14 protein-coding genes are annotated in these 19,948 nt (G+C 63.7%); 11 read left to right on the top strand and 3 right to left on the bottom strand.

Annotated features, from left to right (window positions below; translation table 11 throughout):
- The first annotated feature begins 20 nt into the window (after positions 1-20).
- Positions 21-1,460: a sulfotransferase family protein gene (locus ILT43_RS15550; protein WP_204199899.1), complete on the top strand. Its 1,440-nt coding sequence runs from the start codon at positions 21-23 to the stop codon at positions 1,458-1,460.
- A 319-nt stretch (positions 1,461-1,779) separates the two neighbouring features.
- On the opposite strand, the gene ILT43_RS15545 is transcribed toward ILT43_RS15550, so the two are convergent.
- From ILT43_RS15545 to ILT43_RS15535, 3 genes are all read right to left on the bottom strand, one after another.
- Positions 1,780-2,070, bottom strand: coding sequence for a DUF1488 family protein (locus tag ILT43_RS15545; protein ID WP_204199898.1), 291 nt, complete (start codon positions 2,068-2,070; stop codon positions 1,780-1,782).
- A gap of 3 nt (positions 2,071-2,073) precedes the next feature.
- A complete protein-coding gene (locus ILT43_RS15540) occupies positions 2,074-2,358 on the bottom strand; it encodes a hypothetical protein (RefSeq protein WP_204199897.1) in 285 nt (94 codons plus the stop codon).
- Positions 2,359-2,490: 132 nt separating this feature from the next.
- Complete coding sequence (locus ILT43_RS15535) at positions 2,491-3,111, bottom strand: NAD(P)H-dependent oxidoreductase (RefSeq protein ID WP_204199896.1); 621 nt, start codon at positions 3,109-3,111, stop codon at positions 2,491-2,493.
- 234 nt (positions 3,112-3,345) lie between these two features.
- On the opposite strand from ILT43_RS15535, the gene ILT43_RS15530 reads away from it, so the two are divergent.
- The 10 genes from ILT43_RS15530 (at position 3,346) to ILT43_RS15485 (ending at position 19,516) form a co-directional block, all read left to right on the top strand.
- A complete protein-coding gene (locus tag ILT43_RS15530) occupies positions 3,346-4,248 on the top strand; it encodes a LysR family transcriptional regulator (protein WP_204199895.1) in 903 nt (300 codons plus the stop codon).
- 378 nt (positions 4,249-4,626) lie between these two features.
- Positions 4,627-9,264: a P-loop NTPase gene (locus ILT43_RS15525; RefSeq protein WP_204199894.1), complete on the top strand. Its 4,638-nt coding sequence runs from the start codon at positions 4,627-4,629 to the stop codon at positions 9,262-9,264.
- Between the two features lie 1,071 nt (positions 9,265-10,335).
- Entirely contained in the window at positions 10,336-11,208 is an 873-nt protein-coding gene (locus ILT43_RS15520) for a TorF family putative porin (protein WP_239474895.1), read from the top strand.
- Positions 11,209-11,314: 106 nt separating this feature from the next.
- Entirely contained in the window at positions 11,315-11,404 is a 90-nt protein-coding gene (kdpF, locus tag ILT43_RS15515; protein ID WP_038665721.1) for a K(+)-transporting ATPase subunit F, read from the top strand.
- Positions 11,405-11,416: 12 nt separating this feature from the next.
- Positions 11,417-13,120, top strand: coding sequence for a potassium-transporting ATPase subunit KdpA (gene kdpA, locus ILT43_RS15510; RefSeq protein ID WP_204199892.1), 1,704 nt, complete (start codon positions 11,417-11,419; stop codon positions 13,118-13,120).
- A gap of 13 nt (positions 13,121-13,133) precedes the next feature.
- Positions 13,134-15,170: a potassium-transporting ATPase subunit KdpB gene (kdpB, locus tag ILT43_RS15505; protein WP_204199891.1), complete on the top strand. Its 2,037-nt coding sequence runs from the start codon at positions 13,134-13,136 to the stop codon at positions 15,168-15,170.
- An 11-nt stretch (positions 15,171-15,181) separates the two neighbouring features.
- Positions 15,182-15,751 carry a potassium-transporting ATPase subunit KdpC gene (gene kdpC / locus ILT43_RS15500; RefSeq protein WP_204199890.1) on the top strand — a complete coding sequence of 190 codons (570 nt, stop codon included), beginning with the start codon at positions 15,182-15,184 and terminating at the stop codon, positions 15,749-15,751.
- The gene (locus ILT43_RS15495; RefSeq protein ID WP_204199889.1) at positions 15,751-18,420 is read left to right on the top strand and encodes a sensor histidine kinase; all 2,670 of its coding nucleotides are present in this window, start codon (positions 15,751-15,753) and stop codon (positions 18,418-18,420) included. The genes kdpC and ILT43_RS15495 overlap by 1 nt, the downstream gene beginning before the upstream one ends.
- The gene (locus ILT43_RS15490; RefSeq protein ID WP_204199888.1) at positions 18,420-19,103 is read left to right on the top strand and encodes a response regulator transcription factor; all 684 of its coding nucleotides are present in this window, start codon (positions 18,420-18,422) and stop codon (positions 19,101-19,103) included. Before ILT43_RS15495 ends, ILT43_RS15490 begins: the two co-directional genes overlap by 1 nt.
- A gap of 116 nt (positions 19,104-19,219) precedes the next feature.
- On the top strand, positions 19,220-19,516 hold the full coding sequence (locus ILT43_RS15485; protein ID WP_204199887.1) for a hypothetical protein: 297 nt from the start codon (positions 19,220-19,222) through the stop codon (positions 19,514-19,516).
- Positions 19,517-19,948 lie beyond the last annotated feature (432 nt).

Raw genomic sequence — 19,948 nt, 5'->3', positions numbered from 1 at the left:
CCTTTTTTTTGTGATCGATAATGATGCTCCCAATCGGATTGATTATAGAGCGGCTACAAAAGGCTCTTTCGGAAGGGAATCGGAAACAGGTCAATGCGACTGCCACTATTCTCATCAGGCGGAATGCTGACCTCGGGAGCAGCTGGCAAACAATAGCCAACGTTCTGTCGACTAACGGCGAGCATCGTCTTGCCGTAGAGGCTGGCAACCTGGCGTTACGCTCGTCACAGCGCGACCCTAAAGCTATTTATCAGCAGGCAATTTTGTTGGCTCGCGCGGGAGCCGTCGCCGAGGCACGTCGTTTGCTGATCGCCGTGCCTGATAACGTGCCGTCTCCGGGGGCCTATGCGTATACTCGCGGCACTTTCGCACTGAACCTCGGCGATCTTGATGAGGCTCGTCATTACCTGCTGGTTGCCACGTCGTCCGATCCGCTTTCAGGGCAAGCTTGGCTGGCTTTGGCTATGGTCGCACGTAAAGGCGACCGAGACATCCTCATGTTGTTAGAGCAAAGCAGAAGCGCGATGGCGCGAGCGTCGAAGCGAGAGCGTGCACAGTACCTCTACGGGCTCGGCAAGCTGCTGTGTGACGCCGGTGACCATGATGCTGCCTTCGCCGTCATCGCCGCTGCATCGGCCGACTGGCGCAGCCAGATCAATCCAGACCGATCTGCTGATTCACGATCGGCTGAAAGCGCAGTGGAGGGGTACACCCGAGCGTCATTCGACGGGGACCGTCGGTCATCCAGCGATACGTCACGGCCGATCCTCGTCACCGGATCGCCTCGTGCCGGAACAACACTCATCGAGCAAATTCTTGCAAGCCACACTAGCGTTGCAGGGGGCGGGGAACTCGAAATCTTTCGCCGCCTATTCAATGAAATTGGCGGGAGCTCGGTTCCTCCATCATTACAATTGTCCGAGAAGGATATTCGTTTGGGCCTTGCCGAGCAGTACCTTCATCTGCTCGCGCAGCGGTTCGGAGAGCACGGACGCGTAGTCGACAAGAGCCTTGATGCAAGTCGTTACCTAGGCGCGTTCGCTACGTGCCTGCCCGATGCTCCGCTCATATGGATCACCCGCAACTCTCTGGATCAGGCATGGTCGTGCTTCAAGCATTTTTTCTTGCGCGGCGCCAACTGGTCATATGATCTGGCTGACATAGCCCATCATTTTAGGCTGGAGGAATCGCTTCTACAAAAATGGCAGGACCTGCTTGGGAGTAGATTGTTGCACGTTCAGTACGAGCGGCTCGTTCACGATCCAGAAGCGGAGATCAGGAAAATCTTGGCCCATTGTCACTTGGACGTCGAGCCGGGTGTTTTCTCGCCGCATCTGACACGACGCGCTGTCACGACGGCAAGTGCGGTACAGGTGCGACAACCGATTTCTGCCTCGTCGGTGGGCTCTTCCGCTCCATACAGGCAGCATTTGAGTCCATTCGTCAGCGCATACGACTAGGACAGCCATCTGATTGACCACCTTCCCGCTGGCGAACTCAAGCCCCTCCTTCTTGGCCTCAAGAGCTGCTTGTCACCCAAGTGGGAAAGGGTGGCAGCTTAAGCAGCCGAGTACATATACAGAGGCTCAAACCACGGCATGAACAAACTTCCGGAGCTGGAATCCCAGAACCGCCTGCTCAATGACCGTTTCTGGGTCTCATCGCTGCTGCGGATCTCCCGCATTGCTATCCAAACTGCAGGCGGGCCGGCGGCTGCTTCGAGCTTCCAAAAGCCGCCTCTCCCTCAGCGTTCCAAGTCCAGGCCAGCTGCACCACCAATCAACTAGCGACGTCGGCCGAAGTCAGCAGGATCGGCGGCTCGCCGCCTAGGCGGCTAACGAATTCACGAAGCGCGATCCTGTGAATGTCGCTCTCGAATTCGATGAATGTCTCGATGGCGGTTTCACGGTCCATTGCGTCCCGCGAAGGATCGAGGAGCTCGACAAGCGCCTCGCTCGTGATCAGCAACTCGACGGGTCCCATCTCAGTATGGCCGGTGAAGCCAATGCTTTCCCGCTCGTCGACCCACTCCCATTCGCCCGGTTCAAACCAGACACTTGGCCGCGCCACGCCTCAAGCCTCCGTCTGCTTAGTGGGCAAGAGCTGGGCGATCAGGTCAACACCCTCTCCCACGAAGGTGCTGTGAGCGGCGCCATCGATGAAGATGGGCCTTTCGGGCGTGAGCGTAGCATTCACTCGGTGCTGTGGATCCAGCTCTAGCCAGACGCGGACCGCGCCTTCCAGGCTGGTCACGTCGGCGACGTCAGTTTCACCGCGCGGCACGTTCTCGAGTGCTGCACTCATGCGCCAGTCGATCTCCGGCGTCTTGGAGGCTTCGTTCCAGGTAGCTTCAGTCATGAGTTTCTCGCTGCGCTGTTGGGCAAAGGCGGAAGACCTAGTGCCCGAGCGGTCTCGTGCCGTCGAGCGGATAGGCGCTTCTGCCGTGAACAGCCTGTTGATTGGCTTAGTTACCTTCTACCTTGCCGCCCTCTAGGCGGCCCCGGCCTTGACTGCGATCTCGTGCTCGAAGCGGTCGAGGAACTCCTCACGACCGACCTGACCCATGTCGACAGCCTTGGCACCGCCTGCAGCGATGATGTTTACATCCGTGATCCCAATGACGCCGAGGATCATGCGCAGGTACTGGGTAGCGATATCCCGATCCTGGATCGGCGAGCTTTCGGTGTACACGCCGCCTGAGGCCATCAGCACAGTCGCCTTTTTGCCGAGGACCAGGCCGTTGCCATCGAGCCCCAGGGTCAGCCCTTTGCGAACGATGTGGTCGATCCACGCCTTCAAAGCAGCCGGAACGTTGTAGTTATAGACAGGCGTGGCGATCACCAGATGATCAGCCTCAAGCACCTCAGCGACCAACTCGTCCGACAGGCGAAGCCTGTCGCGCATTTCGGGAGAGTGCTGTTCCACAGGCGTGAAGTACGCCTGAAGCCAGGGCGCGGTCACGAACGGCAGGTCGGTCGTCATCAGATTGCGTTCAAGGATCTTGCCACCCGGGTGGGCGGATTGCCACTCAGCCACAAAGCGCCGGGTTAGATTGCGCGAGATCGAGTACTCGCCGCGAGGACTTGTTTCGACAACAAGAAGCTTGGGCACGATGGTGTCCTTTCAGGAATGGGTAAGTTGAAGCGAAAGCCGGAAGTCGGCTTTGCGGTGGCGTGGTCGTGGGAGCGAACGGAAGGCGGGATCACCTTCCGCAGCGCCAACGGCAACATCAGCGACAGCAGGTGTTCTTTGGGTGGAGGCTGGGAGCACGAGGTCGTTCTGCGCCCTCGACAGCAGCGGCGGGAGAGATAAAGAAGCGATAGCTTCTATCGGTTTGGATGATGGATGATCGGCAACCTGACGCTTGACCAGCTTCGTGTGCTGGTGACGATTGCCGAGACGGGCAGCTTCTCGGCTACGGGGCGCAAGCTTCAACGTGCCCAGTCTGCGATCAGCCAGGCGGTGGCAAACCTCGAAGCAGTCCAGGGCGTCACGCTCTTTGACCGTAGCGGCCATCGACCAAAGCTAAGCGATATCGGCCTTGCGCTGGTCAGGCAGGCTCGTGTGGTTCTTTCAAGCGCTGAGCAGTTCGAGGCACTCGCCGCGGGAACCCGCGAGGGACTGGAGCCGGAGCTCACAGTCGCGATTGATCCGCTAGTTCCGACTACTGCCTTCATCGACAGCCTGCACGCGCTTCGGTCGACCTTTCCCCATTTGCCGGTGAGCTTTTCCACCGAGGGGCTGCGTGGCGCCGAGCGGCGCCTGCGTAACGGCGACGCTGCGCTGGCGTTCTGCGTGCTGCTGCCCGCCGTTCCCGAAGACGTTGCGGCATTGCCATTGTTCGGCCTCAACATGATTCCCGTCGTCGCGACGTCGCACCCTCTGGGGCAGGCACAGGGACCAGTCTCCCGTGGCGATCTCGACACCCATGTGCAGCTGGTCCTGTCGGATGCTACGGTGCCGGATGGCCCCAGCTACGGCGTGCTCAGCTCTCAGACCTGGCGTTTCGTGGAGCTCGGCCGGCGGATGGACTTTTTGCGGGCTGGGTTTGGCTGGTGTCGCATGCCCGAGGAGCTCGTATCACCGCTGCTTACCGCGGGAGAGCTGGTCCAGCTGTCGATCGAAGACGACGTCGCGCCGCCAGGCGGGCTCATGATCTACGCAGCTCACATGCGTAGCCGGCCGCTAGGCCGCGCGGGGGCATGGCTGCTCGACGATCTGAGGAGCAGGTCCAGGCACACCACCTGACACGCCGTATCGCGCCACCGGAGACGATAAGCGAACTTTGCAGATGCTCAGATGAACGGGCGTCCGTTTTCGAGCACCGCAGAGATGCCGTTGAAGGTCCGGTATTGGGTCTTGAGTAAGCGAGCTCAGAAGCGTTGGGAGCAGCACTCATATAAGGTGCCGGTTCGCTCTAGTCGCTAGCTGGCAGGGCGCCTATGCTGCTGTCACGGCCAAGAGCACCCCCGAGTGGAACCCGGCAATCACCTACCTGGATGAAAATCGGGAATGTTGAAGGCCGACGAAGTGGCCCCAATCGCATTGACGATAACAAACTGCGACCTAGAACAGTGAGTGAACGGGTTGGTCTGCTTGCCCGGTTAGGAGCGGTCGGTCCGGGTCATGGCAGTACTGAGTGGTGATGCCGCCGGGGCTCTCGAGTCCTTTCTCACTCTGCGCCGCTTCTGGTCCGAGAAGCGGCACGCCATCGGCGGGCTCGCTGCCATGGCCGGCTTCGACTTCCAATTGGCGAGCGCACTGCACGTCATCGTGCGACAGGAGGCTGGGGGACAGGGCGGCGCGGCGTTCATCGAGGTGCTCTCCGACATCGTGGAGAGCTCCGACGGCTTCCTGATCACGCAGGCGAAGCGGACCCTTTCCAGTTCGGCGTTTCGATCGGCGCTCGACGAGCTTTGGGGTGTGCACCTGCTCGCGAAGGAGCGGACACCGGACCTGCTGCCGCTGCTCCGCTACCGGGTTCAGGCCGCCACGCGGACGCTCGGCGACTGGACCGGAAGTCTCGCGCGCTGGAGCCCGGAAGGAGCGGACGGCGACGCGCTGGCCGTGTTCCGCGAGCGGGTCGACATCGCGGTCACTCCCTCTCCGCGGCTCGAGGCGGCAAAGATCCTCATCGAGGAGTTCAGGGATGCCGATCCTCTCGAGAGGCTCGACAGGGCAATGTCGCGCTTCCTCGCCGCATCGGGCGGCGTTCTTGATCAGGTCGTGGACGAGTTCCGCGCCGAGCTCCGCGCGCTCCGGTTGGCGGCGGCGACCGTGGAGCGGCGCTTCGGCCTGTGGAGCAGCGAGGAAAGGGCGCCCGACCAAGTCGTCTGCGAGAACGACGACAGGCGGGCGGTCCGGATTGGGGAACGTCTGTCCGTGTCCGATCTTCGCGAAGGCAGGCTGGCCAAGCGCGCGGTCTATGATCGCATCGAGCGCGCCTGCGAAGAGCGGCTAGCGGGCGAACGCCCGCTCTACAAGCTGCCCGTGTTCTGGATCTCCGGCCGGTCGGGGTGCGGAAAGAGCGCCGCGCTTCTGCATGTGGCGGCAAGGCTGCATGCGCAGAACCCCGACCGGCTGGTGCTCTGGGTCGGCCACCGCCCCGAGCTGCTCGGGCCGGCCGTGCGGTGGGCTGGCCGGATGGCGGCGGAGGGGCGCGCCGTCGTCTTGGTGCTCGACGATCCCTTCACGGCCGAGCGGCAGTCCGAGTTTATCAAGTCGGTCACCGATGCGCAGGCAGAATGGGAGAGCATCTGCGTCGGTGCCGGGGAGACGGCTCGGTCACCGCTCCTCCTCTGCTGCGGGCCGAACGAGCAGCGGGCGTCCGCCGAGGAGGCCTGCGGGGGTCAGCTTGACTTCGACGGCTTCGACATGCCGAACGAGACGGACGCCGACTTTCTCGAACTCGCCGAATGGTATCGCCTTCGGACCGGGAGGTCGGTTGAGCCGATGGAGGGCAACGTCCTCCTCGTCCAGCAGCTGTTCGAGTGGACCAAGGGCAGCATCGCCGAGTTCGCCAGGCGCTTTCGGGATCGGATCAGATCCTTCGACGACAGCCGCCAGGACGGCCCGGTCCTCGACGCGATCGCCAGCATCCTGGCGCTCAACCGGCTCTACGTCGACTATCCCATGTCGGAGCTGCTCCGCAGTCAGCATGAGCATCCGACGCTGGAGAGTGCGCTGATACGGCTGCAGGAGCTGGAGTCGCATTTTCAATTCACGGCGCAGTCGTCGAGTGGCATAAGGTTGACCCATCCGCATCTCGCCGACGCGATCTACCGGGAGTGGTTCGGGCGGATCACGGACCGGCCATGGCGCAAGCGGCATCTCGCCGCATCGCTGGCGGCCGACCTCGTGAACGACGAACGACCACCGGAGGTACGGTACGCCCCCTTTTGGGCGATAAGTCGGCTCGCTCGCGAACGCGACCGGGGAGGGCGCGAGACCGACCCGGCGCTGCGCGCGCGCATCGATCTCATCCGACCGGAGCTGCGGGAGGTGCTCTCCTCGATCTACGCGAACGGAGTCGCGGACGGACTGCACCCCATCGAGGACCTTCCGGTCTGGCTGGCTCTCGATCGCCTTCTCGACCTTCGGCTGAACCCGTCACCCGCGGATCTCTTGGTGACCGCCATCGACGAGGTACAGGAGCCGGTCAGAGGACTCCGGCTGTCCTGCCATTTCCTTTTGGCCGAAGAGGGTCCTTTCCGTGACCGCGCGGTCGCCTCGGTCTCCGGCTGTCTGCGGCGGCTCGCGGGCTGGGGAGATCCCCTGCCGTGGCACGACTGGGCGCCGCTGGCGATGGACTACGTGTCGAGGGAGGGCGGCGAGGCCCTGCTCGACGAGATCGCCGCTCTGTCGCGCGACGCCCCGCAGCTGAGGGGAATGTCGCGCCTGATGAACGGCCTCGCTCAGGGCGAGACGTCCAAACGGGTGAGGGGCATCGTCGTCGACTGGCTGCAGCGGACGCCCGATGACGAGTTTGGCTGGGGCTCGATCCTATCGAACCTGATCGACGGACACGGGCACTGCGCGGAGACGGACGTGCTGTCGCAGCGTCTGCTGGCTGCAGGACGGGACCGGGGGTCGTGGCCGCGGGTCTGGGCGGCGCTGATCGATACGGGGAGGGGGCAGCCAGCCGCCCTGCGGAGGCAGGGCATGCGCTGGCTCGGTCTCACCGAGGGGAGCAGCCTCTTGGCGGGTCCGGAGACACCCGGCTGGGACATGATCTGGCGTCGTCTGCTCGATCAGGCGATCCACGGCGGGGACCTAGAGGTCGGTCTTCTGCTTGGGGTCGGGCGCGACTGGGTCGAGGCGTCCGACGTGGGGGACGAGCGCTGGACGAGGGTCTGGCCCGACGTATTCGAGCACGCCGACCCGCGGGAGCGCGGTGAACTGCTGGCCCTAGCCGTCCGTCGCCTGCGGTCTGCGCCCGTCGAGCTCAAAGGGTGGTCCCATGTCTGGGGCCCGGCCATCCAGGAGGCCCGTCGGAGTGCCGACCGCGACGCGGTTGCGGATCTGGAGGGTATCGGCCGGGAGTGGCTCGCCACGGCGGACCCGGAGCATCTCGGCTGGGCCTTCGTCTTCGAGGGTCTGCTGCTCGCGACCGAGTCCGCTGAGCGGCTAACGGCGCTGCGGTTCGGGGCTGAGTGGCTGGAGAGCTCGTCGGGCGGGCATCGAAGCTGGGCGCACGTCTGGCTCGCGCTGGCCAAAGCGGCTCCCGATGAGACGAGGAACGCCATCGAGGCGCAGGGTCTGACGTGGTTGCGCAGGACGCCGGGCGAGCATGTCGGCTGGTCCCGCGTGGCCGGCTACCTGCTCGAGGACGGATCATCCGGCGCGATCTCAACGGCGCGTGCACTCTCTACCACCTGGCTGCTTCGCCACGACGACCATCCCGGATGGCTGCCGGTGATCCCGTCATGGATCGCGTCGGATCCCGGGCCGGGCGAGCTGGAGGCGTTCCAGGCTCACTGTTCGAAGCGGCTGTCCGGTTTGGACCTCGATGACGATGCATGGTTCCGCGTCTGGCAGGGCGCTCGCCGCGCGCGGCTCCCGACGAAGATCCTCACCCGTTTGGCGCTCGACTTCCTGACGTCCGGCCGTGGCGTGGAGCGCCGTCGTGCCGCCCTCTGCTCTTATGCGCTGGGCCTCCGCGCGGAGACGGCTGTCGCTGCGGCGCTGGTCGACCAGGGCATGTCGCTGATCCGCTCGGATGCCCTCGGAAGATCCTGGCCGTCGCTGTGGGAGGGCCTTGCCAAGCACGAGTCGCCGTCCGGCTGGGCGGAACTGCTGGACGCCGCGTCGGCATGGCTCCTTACGTCGGGACCGTCGCACGATCGATGGGACCGCGTCCTGCTGAGGGCGCGAGCCATCGACAAGCGCTTCGCACGGCGCCCGGGCATCGCCGCGGGGATGACGATCTGGCTGCGCGCCAATGGTGGCGCCGAGCGGTGGATGAAGGTCTGGAGCATTCATCCCGAAGGAGAGGCTCTTCTCGACGATCGGACGCTGCGTGACCCGGCCGTCGCCGCCGTGCTGAAGCCGCATGACAACGGAGCGTGGGTGCATCTCTGCGCGGCGCTGCTCCTGAGGCTGGACGGCGCCGCGCGCGATCAGGCGCTGGGCTGCGCGCGCTCCTGGCTGGAGGGGCCCGCCGAGCGATACGGATTCGGCCTGCTCTGGCGCTCTGCCTTCGACGTCGAGACGGACGACGCCCACATCGCCCGGCTCATCGAACTGGGCCTCGAGGCCTTGCCGCTGATCGAGCCCAAGAGATGGTACCTCGTCTTCTCGGCGCTCCTGCGGGTGGCACCCAAGAGATTTGGGACGCACGATGTGATCGCTTCCGTGGACGCGTGGCTTGGCTCCGAAGCGGGCGGGGGAAAGGGTTGGCTGCGCGTTATGAAGTGGCGCGAACTCGTCGATCCTTCTCCCTGGACCGAAGCGGCGATCGTCGCGAGGGCACATCGGTGGCTATCGCAGACGGACTTCTCGGATCGAAACTGGAGCCTGATCTGGCGTTCCGCGATCCGTGCCAAGGGGGGCAGGGACACGATCGGCCTTCGTCGCCTGGGTGAGCGCTGGTTGGACGAGGCGGCGTTCACGATGCCGGGATGGCCGTATGTCTGGCGATCAATCTGGGACATGCGGAGCCGCGATGGGACTGCCTCGCTCGACATGTGGGCGCTCGGGATCCGCTGGCTGAAAAGCGGGGTGAAACACAAGGACCGACGGCTGGTCGACGCCAAGCTGAAATGAAGGACCCCCGACGTTGCCGCCGGGGGTCGTTGTTGCCTTGCGGCCTGTGGGACGCCTTGGAGCGTCCGTTGGTAAGAATGCTCTCGATCCGATGTCGGTTCCGCTCGTCCAAGCGTGTAACCGAGTCGGCTTAACGAACCTTCAAATCAATTCAGTCGCGGACGTGCGTCGGAGCGACCTGCACCTTTTGCCTCTGCATTCGCTACACCGTCAAGCCCCATCGTAAACTTGGAGCGGCCCTGCGGAAGAGCCAGCTTCGGTATGGGTTGTAGTCGGCTCCGCCGCAGCCGATTGGCTTCATGCCATGGCTGATCAGCCGCAGCGGGGTACTGGGCTGCTTTACCAGCAGTCGGCCGGCTCTGTCGGAAGACAGAAGAGCGCTTTCACCTGCTGCCCACCATGGTGATGGTACAGATGAACGAATGACCGAAATTGAGAAGGGAAATCGGAAGCGTGAATGGCCGCAATTGGGTCAGCAAGACGTGGGAAAGCCGTCCGAGGCGCGTGTCGTCGAAAGCTCGAACTTACGTTGTCAGGATCACAAACCGGGCACCCTGAAGCCACGAAACTCCGGCCGGACGAGGTTGTTAATTGGAAGCTGTCGCGGTTTGCCTCAAAGACGGCAGAATTAAACTTGGTCCTTTTGAGGCACACCTAAATTTTACCGGTAATCAATCGATCAAGGCGGCTATTCGCAGCAGAGCGGTGGAAGATGGCTGTCGAGCGTGGGTGCCTTGTAGTGGACGTTTCGCAGCCATTTTGGCTTTCCTTAGACTCCTTCTTCAGCACCCTGAATGTACAAGCATGTAGGACCGGTTCGAAAGGAACGTTGCACCTTTCGCTTCAAGTACGGTCACCGCAAGTGATGTACAGCAAGGCAGTCGTAAGAGGCCTGATTCTCGGAACGAGCTAAACCGAAGCGACGGATGAAGGCCAAAAAAACGTCAGCTATATGCCAGCTATACGCGTTTTCCCGGAATCGATCTCGAATTGCTACGCCGCATAGGCCTAATCGCATGCCCCTAAGGCTCCGCGCTCAGTCAGCGGTAGCCAGTTCCGCTGGGGGCAAGAATGAAGCTTACACTACCGCTTATCGCCGTTGCGCTAATTGGGGTTCCTCCTGCCGCACAGGCGCAATCGACGCCTGAGGACAAGGTGGCCGGTGACACAGCACCACCACCTGCGATCACCGTCAGCGGATCGGCGACGATTGCATCCGACTATCGCTTCCGCGGTGTCTCGCAGTCTGATCGCGAAATGGCAGTGCAGGGTGGGATCACCATCGCGCACAACAGCGGTTTCTACATCGGCACATGGGCATCCAACCTTGCCGGTTGGGGTACCTTCGGTGGCGCCAACATGGAGCTCGACCTGATCGGCGGCTACAAGGCAGAGCTTGCCGAGAACGCGACGCTGGACGTTGGCCTAACCTGGTACATGTATCCAGGCGGCGCGGATAAGACCGATTTCGCCGAGCCATACGCCAAGCTTACTGGCACGGCTGGACCTGCGACCCTCACAGCGGGCGTGGCCTACGCGCCCAAGCAGCAGGCGATCGGTAAATGGTACAACACCGGCGCCGATGCAGCCGCGGGCGTCTATAACGATCCAGGCGACAAGGACGACAATCTTTACCTGTGGGGCGACGGTGCGTTGGCCGTCACGGGTACGCCGTTCACCGCCAAGGCACATGTCGGTCACAGCTGGGGGCAGGACGGGCTGGGTCCCAATGCCACCGCGGTCGCACCGACAGGCGAGTATTGGGACTGGTCGCTGGGTGCGGATGCGACCTGGAAGAACCTCACGTTCAACGTCTCGTACATCGACACCGACATCTCCGCTCGAGAGGCGACTTACCTGCGCCCGAGCTTCAGCAAGGGCCAGGACGGCTCCGGTAATATTGCCGGCAGCACGTTCGTCGTGTCGCTGACCGCCGCTTTCTGAAGAGGAACAGCTGATGGACGACCTGCTTTGGATCCTCGTCATGCTCGGGCTGGTGGCAGCAACGCTCGCCTATGCACGCCTGTGCGACAACGCCTGAGGTGATGCGATGACCCTCGACCTGTGGCTCGCAGCGCTGACCGCGCTTGGCCTTCTCCTTTATCTCGTGGCGGTCCTGATCCGTCCCGAACGCTTCTGAAGGGGGCGATTCATGACATTCCAGGGCTGGTTCCTGATCCTTGGCTTCGTTGCCATCCTGCTCGCGCTGACCAAGCCGGTCGGCACGTGGCTGTTCGCGCTGTACGAAGGTCGCCGCACGCCGCTGCACACCGTCCTCGGCCCGGTCGAAACGGGCTTTTATAAGCTGGCCGGCATCGACCCCAATCAGGAATATGGCTGGCGGCGCTACGCGGTGCACATGCTCCTGTTCAACGCGACGCTGATGGCGTTCACCTATGCGGTGCTGCGGTTGCAGGGCGCGCTGTCGGGTAATCCGCAAGGGCTGGCGGGGCTGTCGCCGCACCTCGCGTTCAATACCGCGATCAGCTTCACCACCAACACCAACTGGCAGAGCTATGGCGGGGAATCGACGATGTCGAACCTGTCCCAGATGCTGGGGCTGACGATCCACAACTTCCTGTCGGCGGCGACCGGCATCGCGCTGGCGTTCGCGCTGTTCCGCGGCTTTGCACGACGCGAGACTAAGGCGATCGGCAATTTCTGGGCGGATGCGACTCGTGTCACGCTGTACCTGCTGCTGCCGATTAGCATCGTCTATGCGACGTTCCTGATCGCGAGCGGTGTGCCGCAGACGCTGTCCGGCGTGGTGGATGTGCAGACGCTGGAAGGTGCGAAACAGTCGCTGCTGCTCGGCCCCGTCGCCAGCCAGGAAGCGATCAAGATGCTCGGCACCAACGGAGGCGGCTTCTTCAACGCCAACAGCGCGCACCCGTTCGAAAACCCGACCGCCTTGACCAATCTGGTGCAGATGCTGTCGATCTTCCTGATCGGGTTCGGCCTGACGTGGACGTTCGGCAAGGCGGTCGGCAACACGCGGCAGGGTTGGGCGATCCTGTCGGCGATGGTGATCCTGTTCCTCGCGGGCGTCACCGTGACGTACTGGCAGGAAGCCGCGGGCAACCCCGTGCTGCATCATCTGGGTGTCGCGGGCGGGAACATGGAGGGCAAGGAGGTCCGCTTCGGGATCGCTGCATCCGCATTGTTCTCGGTTGTCACTACCGCTGCGTCGTGCGGCGCCGTTAACAGCATGCACGACAGCTTCACCGCACTCGGTGGCATGATCCCGCTGTTCAACATCCAGTTGGGCGAGGTCGTGATCGGCGGCGTCGGTGCGGGCATCTACGGCTTCCTGCTGTTCGCCATCCTCGCGGTGTTCGTCGCCGGGCTGATGGTCGGCCGCACGCCTGAATATGTCGGCAAGAAGATCGAGGCACGCGAGGTGAAGCTCGCGGTGCTCGCCATCGCCGTGCTGCCGCTGATGATCCTGGGACTGACGGCGCTGTCGTCGGTGCTGCAACAGGGACTGGCAGGGCCGCTCAACAAGGGGCCGCACGGGTTCAGCGAGATCCTTTACGCCTTCACCAGCGCGGTCGGGAACAACGGCTCTGCGTTCGCAGGCCTCACCGCCAACACGCCATATTATAACGGGTTGCTCGGCGTTGCGATGTGGGTCGGCCGCTTCTTCATTATCGTGCCGATGCTGGCGATCGCCGGCGGCCTGGCAGCGAAGAAGTACACGCCGGAAAGTGCCGGCTCGTTCCCGACCACGGGCGGGCTGTGGGTCGGGCTGCTCGTCGGCATCGTGCTGATCCTGGGCGGCCTCACTTTCCTGCCGAGCCTCGCGCTTGGCCCTATCGCCGATCATCTCGCGATGATCAGCGGCAAACTGTCCTGAAGGGGCGCCTGACATGGCAAAGACCCAATCGAAAAGCCTGTTCACGGCTGACCTCGTCGTGCCGGCAATCAAGGCCTCGTTCGTCAAACTCAATCCGGCGGAGCTGATCCGCAATCCGGTCATGTTCGTCACCGCGGCTGTCGCCGCGCTGATGACCGTGCTGCTCATCATCGGCAATGACGGGCTGACAACAGGCTTCAAGCTGCAGCTGGTCGTCTGGCTGTGGCTGACTGTCCTCTTCGGCACGTTTGCCGAAGCGTTGGCCGAGGGGCGCGGAAAGGCGCAGGCGGCATCGCTGCGCGCCACCAAGGCGGAGCTGACCGCCAAGCGCCTCAAGGGCAACGGCCGGGAGCATGAGACTGTGCCTGCCAGCGCGCTGAAGGTGGGCGACATCGTGCTGGTCGAAACGAACGATCTGATCCCATCGGACGGCGAAGTCGTATCCGGCGTGGCCTCGGTCAACGAGGCGGCGATCACCGGCGAAAGCGCGCCGGTGATCCGCGAGGCAGGCGGCGACCGGTCGGCGGTGACCGCCGGCACGCGGGTGATCTCGGACGAGATCCGCGTCAGAGTGACGGTCATGCCCGGCCAGGGTTTTCTCGACCGCATGATCGCCCTCGTGGAAGGCGCGGAGCGGCAGAAGACACCGAACGAGGTCGCACTGACGCTGCTGCTGGTCGGGCTGACGATCATCTTCCTGATCGCGGTCGCCACCATCCCCGGCTTCACCGCGTATGCCGGCGGATCGATCCCGGTCGCTATGCTCGCGGCGCTGCTCATCACGCTGATCCCGACCACCATCGCCGCGTTGCTGTCGGCGATCGGCATTGCCGGGATGGACCGGCTGGTACGCTTCAACGTCCTCGCCAAGTCGGGTCGCGCGGTTGAAGCGGCAGGCGACATCGACGTGCTGCTGCTCGACAAGACCGGCACGATCACGATCGGCGACCGGCAGGCGAGCGAGTTCCGCAGCGTCGGCGGCGCGACCGACGCCGAGATGGCGGAGGCGGCGCTGATCGCCAGCCTCGCCGACGAGACGCCGGAAGGGCGCTCGATCGTCGTGCTCGCCCGCGACCGGTTCGGCGTTCGCACCACCGAGCTGCCGGCGGGTGCCGAGGTCATCCCGTTCACCGCGCAGACCCGGATATCGGGCGTGCAGACGCCGGACATGCTGGTCCAGAAGGGCGCGGTGGATTCGATCCTGAAGGCCAACCCCGGCGTCGGCGAAACGGCTGCCGCGACCGAGCTTCGCCGTATCACCGACGAGATTTCGCGTGCTGGCGGCACCCCGCTGGCGGTCGCCAAGAATGGCCGCCTGCTCGGCGCGATCTTCCTCAAGGACGTGGTCAAGGCGGGTATCCGCGAACGCTTCGGCGAATTGCGGCAGATGGGCATCCGCACGGTGATGATCACCGGCGACAACCCATTGACCGCCGCCGCGATCGCCGCCGAGGCGGGCGTCGATGACTTCCTTGCGCAAGCCAGTCCCGAGGACAAGCTGGCGCTGATCCGTAAGGAACAGCAGGGCGGCAAGCTGGTCGCGATGTGCGGCGACGGCACCAACGACGCACCTGCTTTGGCGCAGGCGGATGTCGGCGTGGCGATGAACACCGGGACGCAGGCCGCGCGCGAGGCGGGCAACATGGTCGACCTCGACAGCGACCCGACCAAGCTGATCGAAGTCGTCGGCCTCGGCAAGCAGCTGCTGATGACGCGCGGGGCGCTCACCACCTTTTCCGTCGCCAACGACGTGGCAAAGTATTTCGCGATCATCCCGGCGATGTTCGTCGCGCTCTATCCGGGATTGGGCGTGCTCAACGTCATGGCGCTCGGCAGCCCGCAGAGCGCGATCCTGTCGGCGATCATCTTCAACGCGATCATCATCCCGATGCTGGTGCCGCTGGCGCTCAAGGGCGTGGCCTACAAGCCCATGGGGGCGGGACCGCTACTGGCGCGCAACCTCGCCATCTACGGCCTCGGCGGCCTCATTGCGCCCTTCATCGGCATCAAGCTCATCGACCTTGTCGTCGGTGGCATCGGCCTCGCATAAGGACAACCATCATGGGCAAAGACTTCACTTCCGCCCTGCGGCCCGCGATCGTCATGACGATCCTCTTCGCAGCCCTTCTTGGGATCCTGTACCCCCTGGCAATGACCGGCATCGGGCAGATGATATTCCCCTCGCAGGCTAACGGCAGCCTGGTGAGCGCAAACGGCAAGGTGATCGGTTCGACCGTCGTCGGCCAGGCCTTCACCTCGGACCGCTACTTCCAGACCCGGCCGTCGGCGGCCGGCAAGGGTTATGACGGCCTCGCTTCGTCGGGATCAAACCTTGGCCCAGCGTCTCAGGCGCTGGTCGATAGGGTCAAACCCGATGTCGCCAGGCGGCAGGCGGAAGGCGCGACCGGCGCGCTGCCGGCCGACCTCGTCACTGCCAGTGGCTCAGGTCTCGACCCTGATCTGTCGCCAGCCGCCGCCCTGGTTCAGGCACCCCGCATTGCGCGCGTTCGAGCAATGTCGGTCGATGTGGTGCGTGGGATCGTTGCCCGATCGACCGAAACCTCCATCCTCGGAGAGCCGCACGTGAACGTGCTTGGCCTGAACCGCACTTTGGACGCCGCCGCGCGCTGATGCCGGTCAGTGGCGACGGCAGACCGGATCCAGAGGCCCTCCTGCGTGCAGCCGCGCAGGAGGGCAGGGGACGCCTGAAGATATTCCTCGGAGCAGCGCCGGGCGTCGGCAAAACCTTCGAGATGCTATCGGAAGGCGCTGGACGACGCCGTGATGGAACCGATGTCGTCGTCGGCGTGGTCGAAACGCATGGCCGGGCCGAAACCGAAGCGCTGACCCGCGGCCACGAGATCATCCCGAGGCTCAACGTCGCCTATGAGGGCCGCGCGCTGGGGGAGATGGACCTGGACGCCGTCCTGGCGCGCGGTCCACGTCTCGCACTGGTCGACGAGCTGGCGCACACCAATGCGCCCGGCAGCCGTCATCCCAAACGCTACCAGGATGTCGAGGAACTGCTGGCAGCAGGGATCGACGTCTATTCGACGCTCAACATCCAGCACGTCGAAAGCCTCAACGACATCGTCGCGAGTTTCACCCGCGTCCGGGTTCGTGAGACGGTGCCGGACAGCATCCTCGAGATGGCGGAGATCGAGGTCGTCGACATCCCGCCCGACGAGCTCATCGAGCGATTGAAGGCCGGCAAGGTCTACCTGCCGCATGAGGCGACGCGCGCGCTCAGCCACTTCTTCTCGAAATCCAATCTGTCGGCATTGCGCGAGCTGGCGCTGCGGCGAGCTGCGCAGGCGGTCGATACCCAGATGCTGGAGCATGTCCGGGCGCTCGGCGTCGGTGGCACCTGGGCGGGTTCGGACCGCATCGTCGTTGCGATCAACGAACTGCCTGGCGCCGACGGCCTGGTGCGCGCGGCCAAGCGGGTAGCGGATGGCCTGCGGGGACCTTGGACAGCGCTCTTCATCGAGACGCCGCGGACCGCTCATTTCAGCGACGCGCAGCATCAGCGCGTTGCCGCGGTGATGACCTTGGCGACGCAGCTCGGTGCTGCGGTTGCGACCGTGCCTGCGACTTCCGTAGTGGAGGGCATTCGCGGTTTTCTGACTGATGCCCGCGCTACGCAGCTCGTGGTAGGCAAGTCCCGTCGGTCGCGCTGGTTCGAGTTCCTGCACGGCTCGGTCGTCGATCGCCTGATCCGCGAGACGCCGGGCGTCACCGTGCACGTCCTTCCGATGGAGGAAGGACCGGGTTCATCACCGGTACGTCGTCAGAGTGGCAACTGGGGCAAGCCTGCCGGTTACCTCGTCACGCTGCTGCTCGTGGCATTCGTCACCGCGCTTGCCAGCGCGCTGTTCCATATCCTCGACCTCGGCAACGTTGCTCTGCTCTACCTGTTGCCCGTCATGGCTGCCGCAAGTCTGTTCGGCCTTCGCACCGGGCTGTTCGCAGGCATTGCATCCAGCTTGGCCTATAATTTCTTCTTCCTGCCACCTGTGGGAACGCTGAGCGTCAGCAACCCCGAGAACGTCGTGTCGATATTCGTGCTGCTCGGCGTGGCGACCGCCACCAGCCAGCTGACTTCGCGCGTTCGTGCTCAGGCCGATATGGCTGCGGCCAGCGCGCGGACGAACGCCACATTGGCGGGCTTCCTGCGGCAGCTAAGCGCGATCAACGACGCATCGGTTGCTGCCCGCATGATCTGCGACGACGTCGCGCGCCTGTTCGACGTCGAGACGGTTCTGCTCACCTCGTCGGGCGGAACCAGCCTTACCGTCCAAGCGGCGAGTGCTCCCGGTTACCGCCTCGATACGATGGACATGGCAGCGGCCAATTGGGCATCCGACAACGGCACCGCGGCGGGCAAGGGTTCAGGCACGCTTGCAGCCTCGGAATGGCTGTTCCAGCCCCTCAAGGCAGGGGGCAAGGCGCTGGCGGTGATCGGGGTGGCGAAGGAGAATAGCGGCGATCCGATCCGTGCCGATCAGTTGCCGCTGCTGACCAGCTTGATCGATCAGGCAGCGCTGGTACTCGAACGCCTCCGGCTCGAGACAGAGATGCGCGACGTCGATGCCGTACGGACCCGTGATCGCCTGCGCGCTGCCCTGCTATCGTCGGTCAGCCATGATCTGCGTACACCGCTGACCGCGGTGATCGCCGCGGCGGATCAGCTGGATCACGGTGCGACGCCGGAGCTCATCGGCACCATCAAGAGCGAGTCCGCGCGGCTTAACCGCTTCGTCGCCAATCTACTCGACATGGCGAGGGTGGAGGCTGGAGCGTTGAAGCTCAACGTCGAGGCCACCGACCTCAGCGATGCCGTCGCCGGCGCCGCGCACGATGCCCGGCGGGCGCTGCAAGGCCATGATGTACGCCTCCAGGTATCGCCGTCGCTGCCGCTCGTCCGCGTAGACGCGCAACTCCTGCACCATTGCCTGCTCAACCTCCTCGACAATGCCGGGCGCTACGGCGATCCTGGTACCGAAATCATCGTCGAGGGCGTCCACCTATATGGCCAGATACGGCTGAGCATCCTCGATCATGGACCAGGTTTACCCCCTGGGCGAGAGGCGGAGGTGTTCGAGACCTTCCGCCGCCTCGAGGGCTCTGATCGTGCGATTGGCGGCACGGGCCTTGGCCTTGCGATCGTCAAGGCGTTTGCCGAGGCGATGGGGATGAGCGTCGAAGCTGGCAACCGTGACGACGGAGAAGGTGCCGCCTTCACACTCGTATTTCCTGCAGACCTGATCGTCCGCAACACTTCCGAGAGCCACATCTGATGCCTGCAAAGATCCTCGTCGTGGATGACGAAGCCTCGATCCGCCGCTTGCTTCGCAACACGCTCGAGCGGGCCGGCTATGCTGTTGTGGAAGCTGCCGACGGACGCGATGCCCTTATTCGCGCCGGAGCTGAGTACCCCAGCGCGATCCTCCTCGATCTTGGCCTGCCGGATAGGGACGGGCTGGGTCTTATCCCGCTCCTCCTGCAGAACAGCGACACCGTTATCCTTGTCGTCTCTGCTCGCGACGCAACCGACGAGAAGGTCGCCGCGCTTGATCTTGGCGCCCACGATTTTGTATCCAAGCCTTTCGATACGGATGAGTTGCTCGCTCGATTGCGTGTCGCCCTTCGCCACCGCGGGGTCTCGGAGACAGCGCCAAAGATCGTTCGCAAAGGTGACGTTACGATCGATCTTGATCGTCGCCTCGTCTGCCGCGGAACAGTGGAACTACACCTCACCCGCAAGGAGCATGACGTTCTCGCGCTATTGGCGCGTCATGCCGGCCGCGTCGTGACGCACGACCGCATCCTTGCGGTTGCCTGGGCAGGGGAGGACCCCCGCGTCGAGTATCTGCGGATCGTCGTGCGCAACCTCCGGCAAAAGCTGGAAGCGCCGGGCGCGGTCGGCAGCATCATCGCCAACGAACTTGGTGTTGGGTACCGATTGCGCGCCGATCAATAGCGGCTGCGGTCGTTCGAACAACGCAACGCTACGCCAGCGCTATGCAGTTTCGTGGAATCGATCTCGAAATGCTACGTCCGGACCGATAGCTGGATGGCCACCTTGAGAGTTGTGGCATGGCATCGTGGCATCGATCGTGGAAGGCTGACATCGGCCTTCGTATTTCTGGACTGATCCTGTGCGGATTGGCGTATCTGGCGCTCACCTGTTTGATCGCGATGCAGGTTGCGCCTCGTACGGCGGGAGCGCTTGCCTACGCGCTGGCGACAGTGGGTTTCTTTTCCGCCAGCGCAGGAACCGCTCTGGCGATGCTCGGCAAACATCTGTTCGATGAGGTTCAGGTCAGCACGCGGTGGAGACGAAGCTATAAGGCTCGCCCGCAGGACTATTTGTCTGATTTCCGTGAGCGTTGATGATGGCCGAGCACGAAATCATTGTCGTTGGCCGGGATGTCGGTGGCGGGTGGACGGTACGGGAGAGTAGCGGCGTGTTGCTCGGGCGCTTCACATCCAGTGCCGCAGCCAATCGCTTTGCCTTCGACGAGCAACACAGCCGGCTCGACAGCTCCGTCGCCCTATCAGACCGCGTTCCGACCCTGCGGATAAGCGGCCATCCTCAAAGCCCGACATGCTTCTGGCGGAGAGCGGTTCGCGTAAGGCTGACAGCATCCTCTATATCCATGCGATCCCGTCCGCGACGATATGCCTACATGAACAAACGGCCGAAGTTGGGAAGGCCCAAGGAGCCCGCGAGTGTCTGCTTGTGGGTGATTGTGTTGAAGAAGTCGGTGTTGGGTCTTGAGACAGGCAACGGCTGATTGACGCTGGACGGTGCTGATTGGCTCA

Source organism: Sphingomonas longa, from assembly GCF_016892685.1.
In the GTDB taxonomy this organism is placed as follows: domain Bacteria; phylum Pseudomonadota; class Alphaproteobacteria; order Sphingomonadales; family Sphingomonadaceae; genus Sphingomonas; species Sphingomonas longa.
The sequence above is the reverse complement of the archived record's forward strand: the minus strand, read 5'-3'. Positions and strand labels throughout refer to the sequence as shown.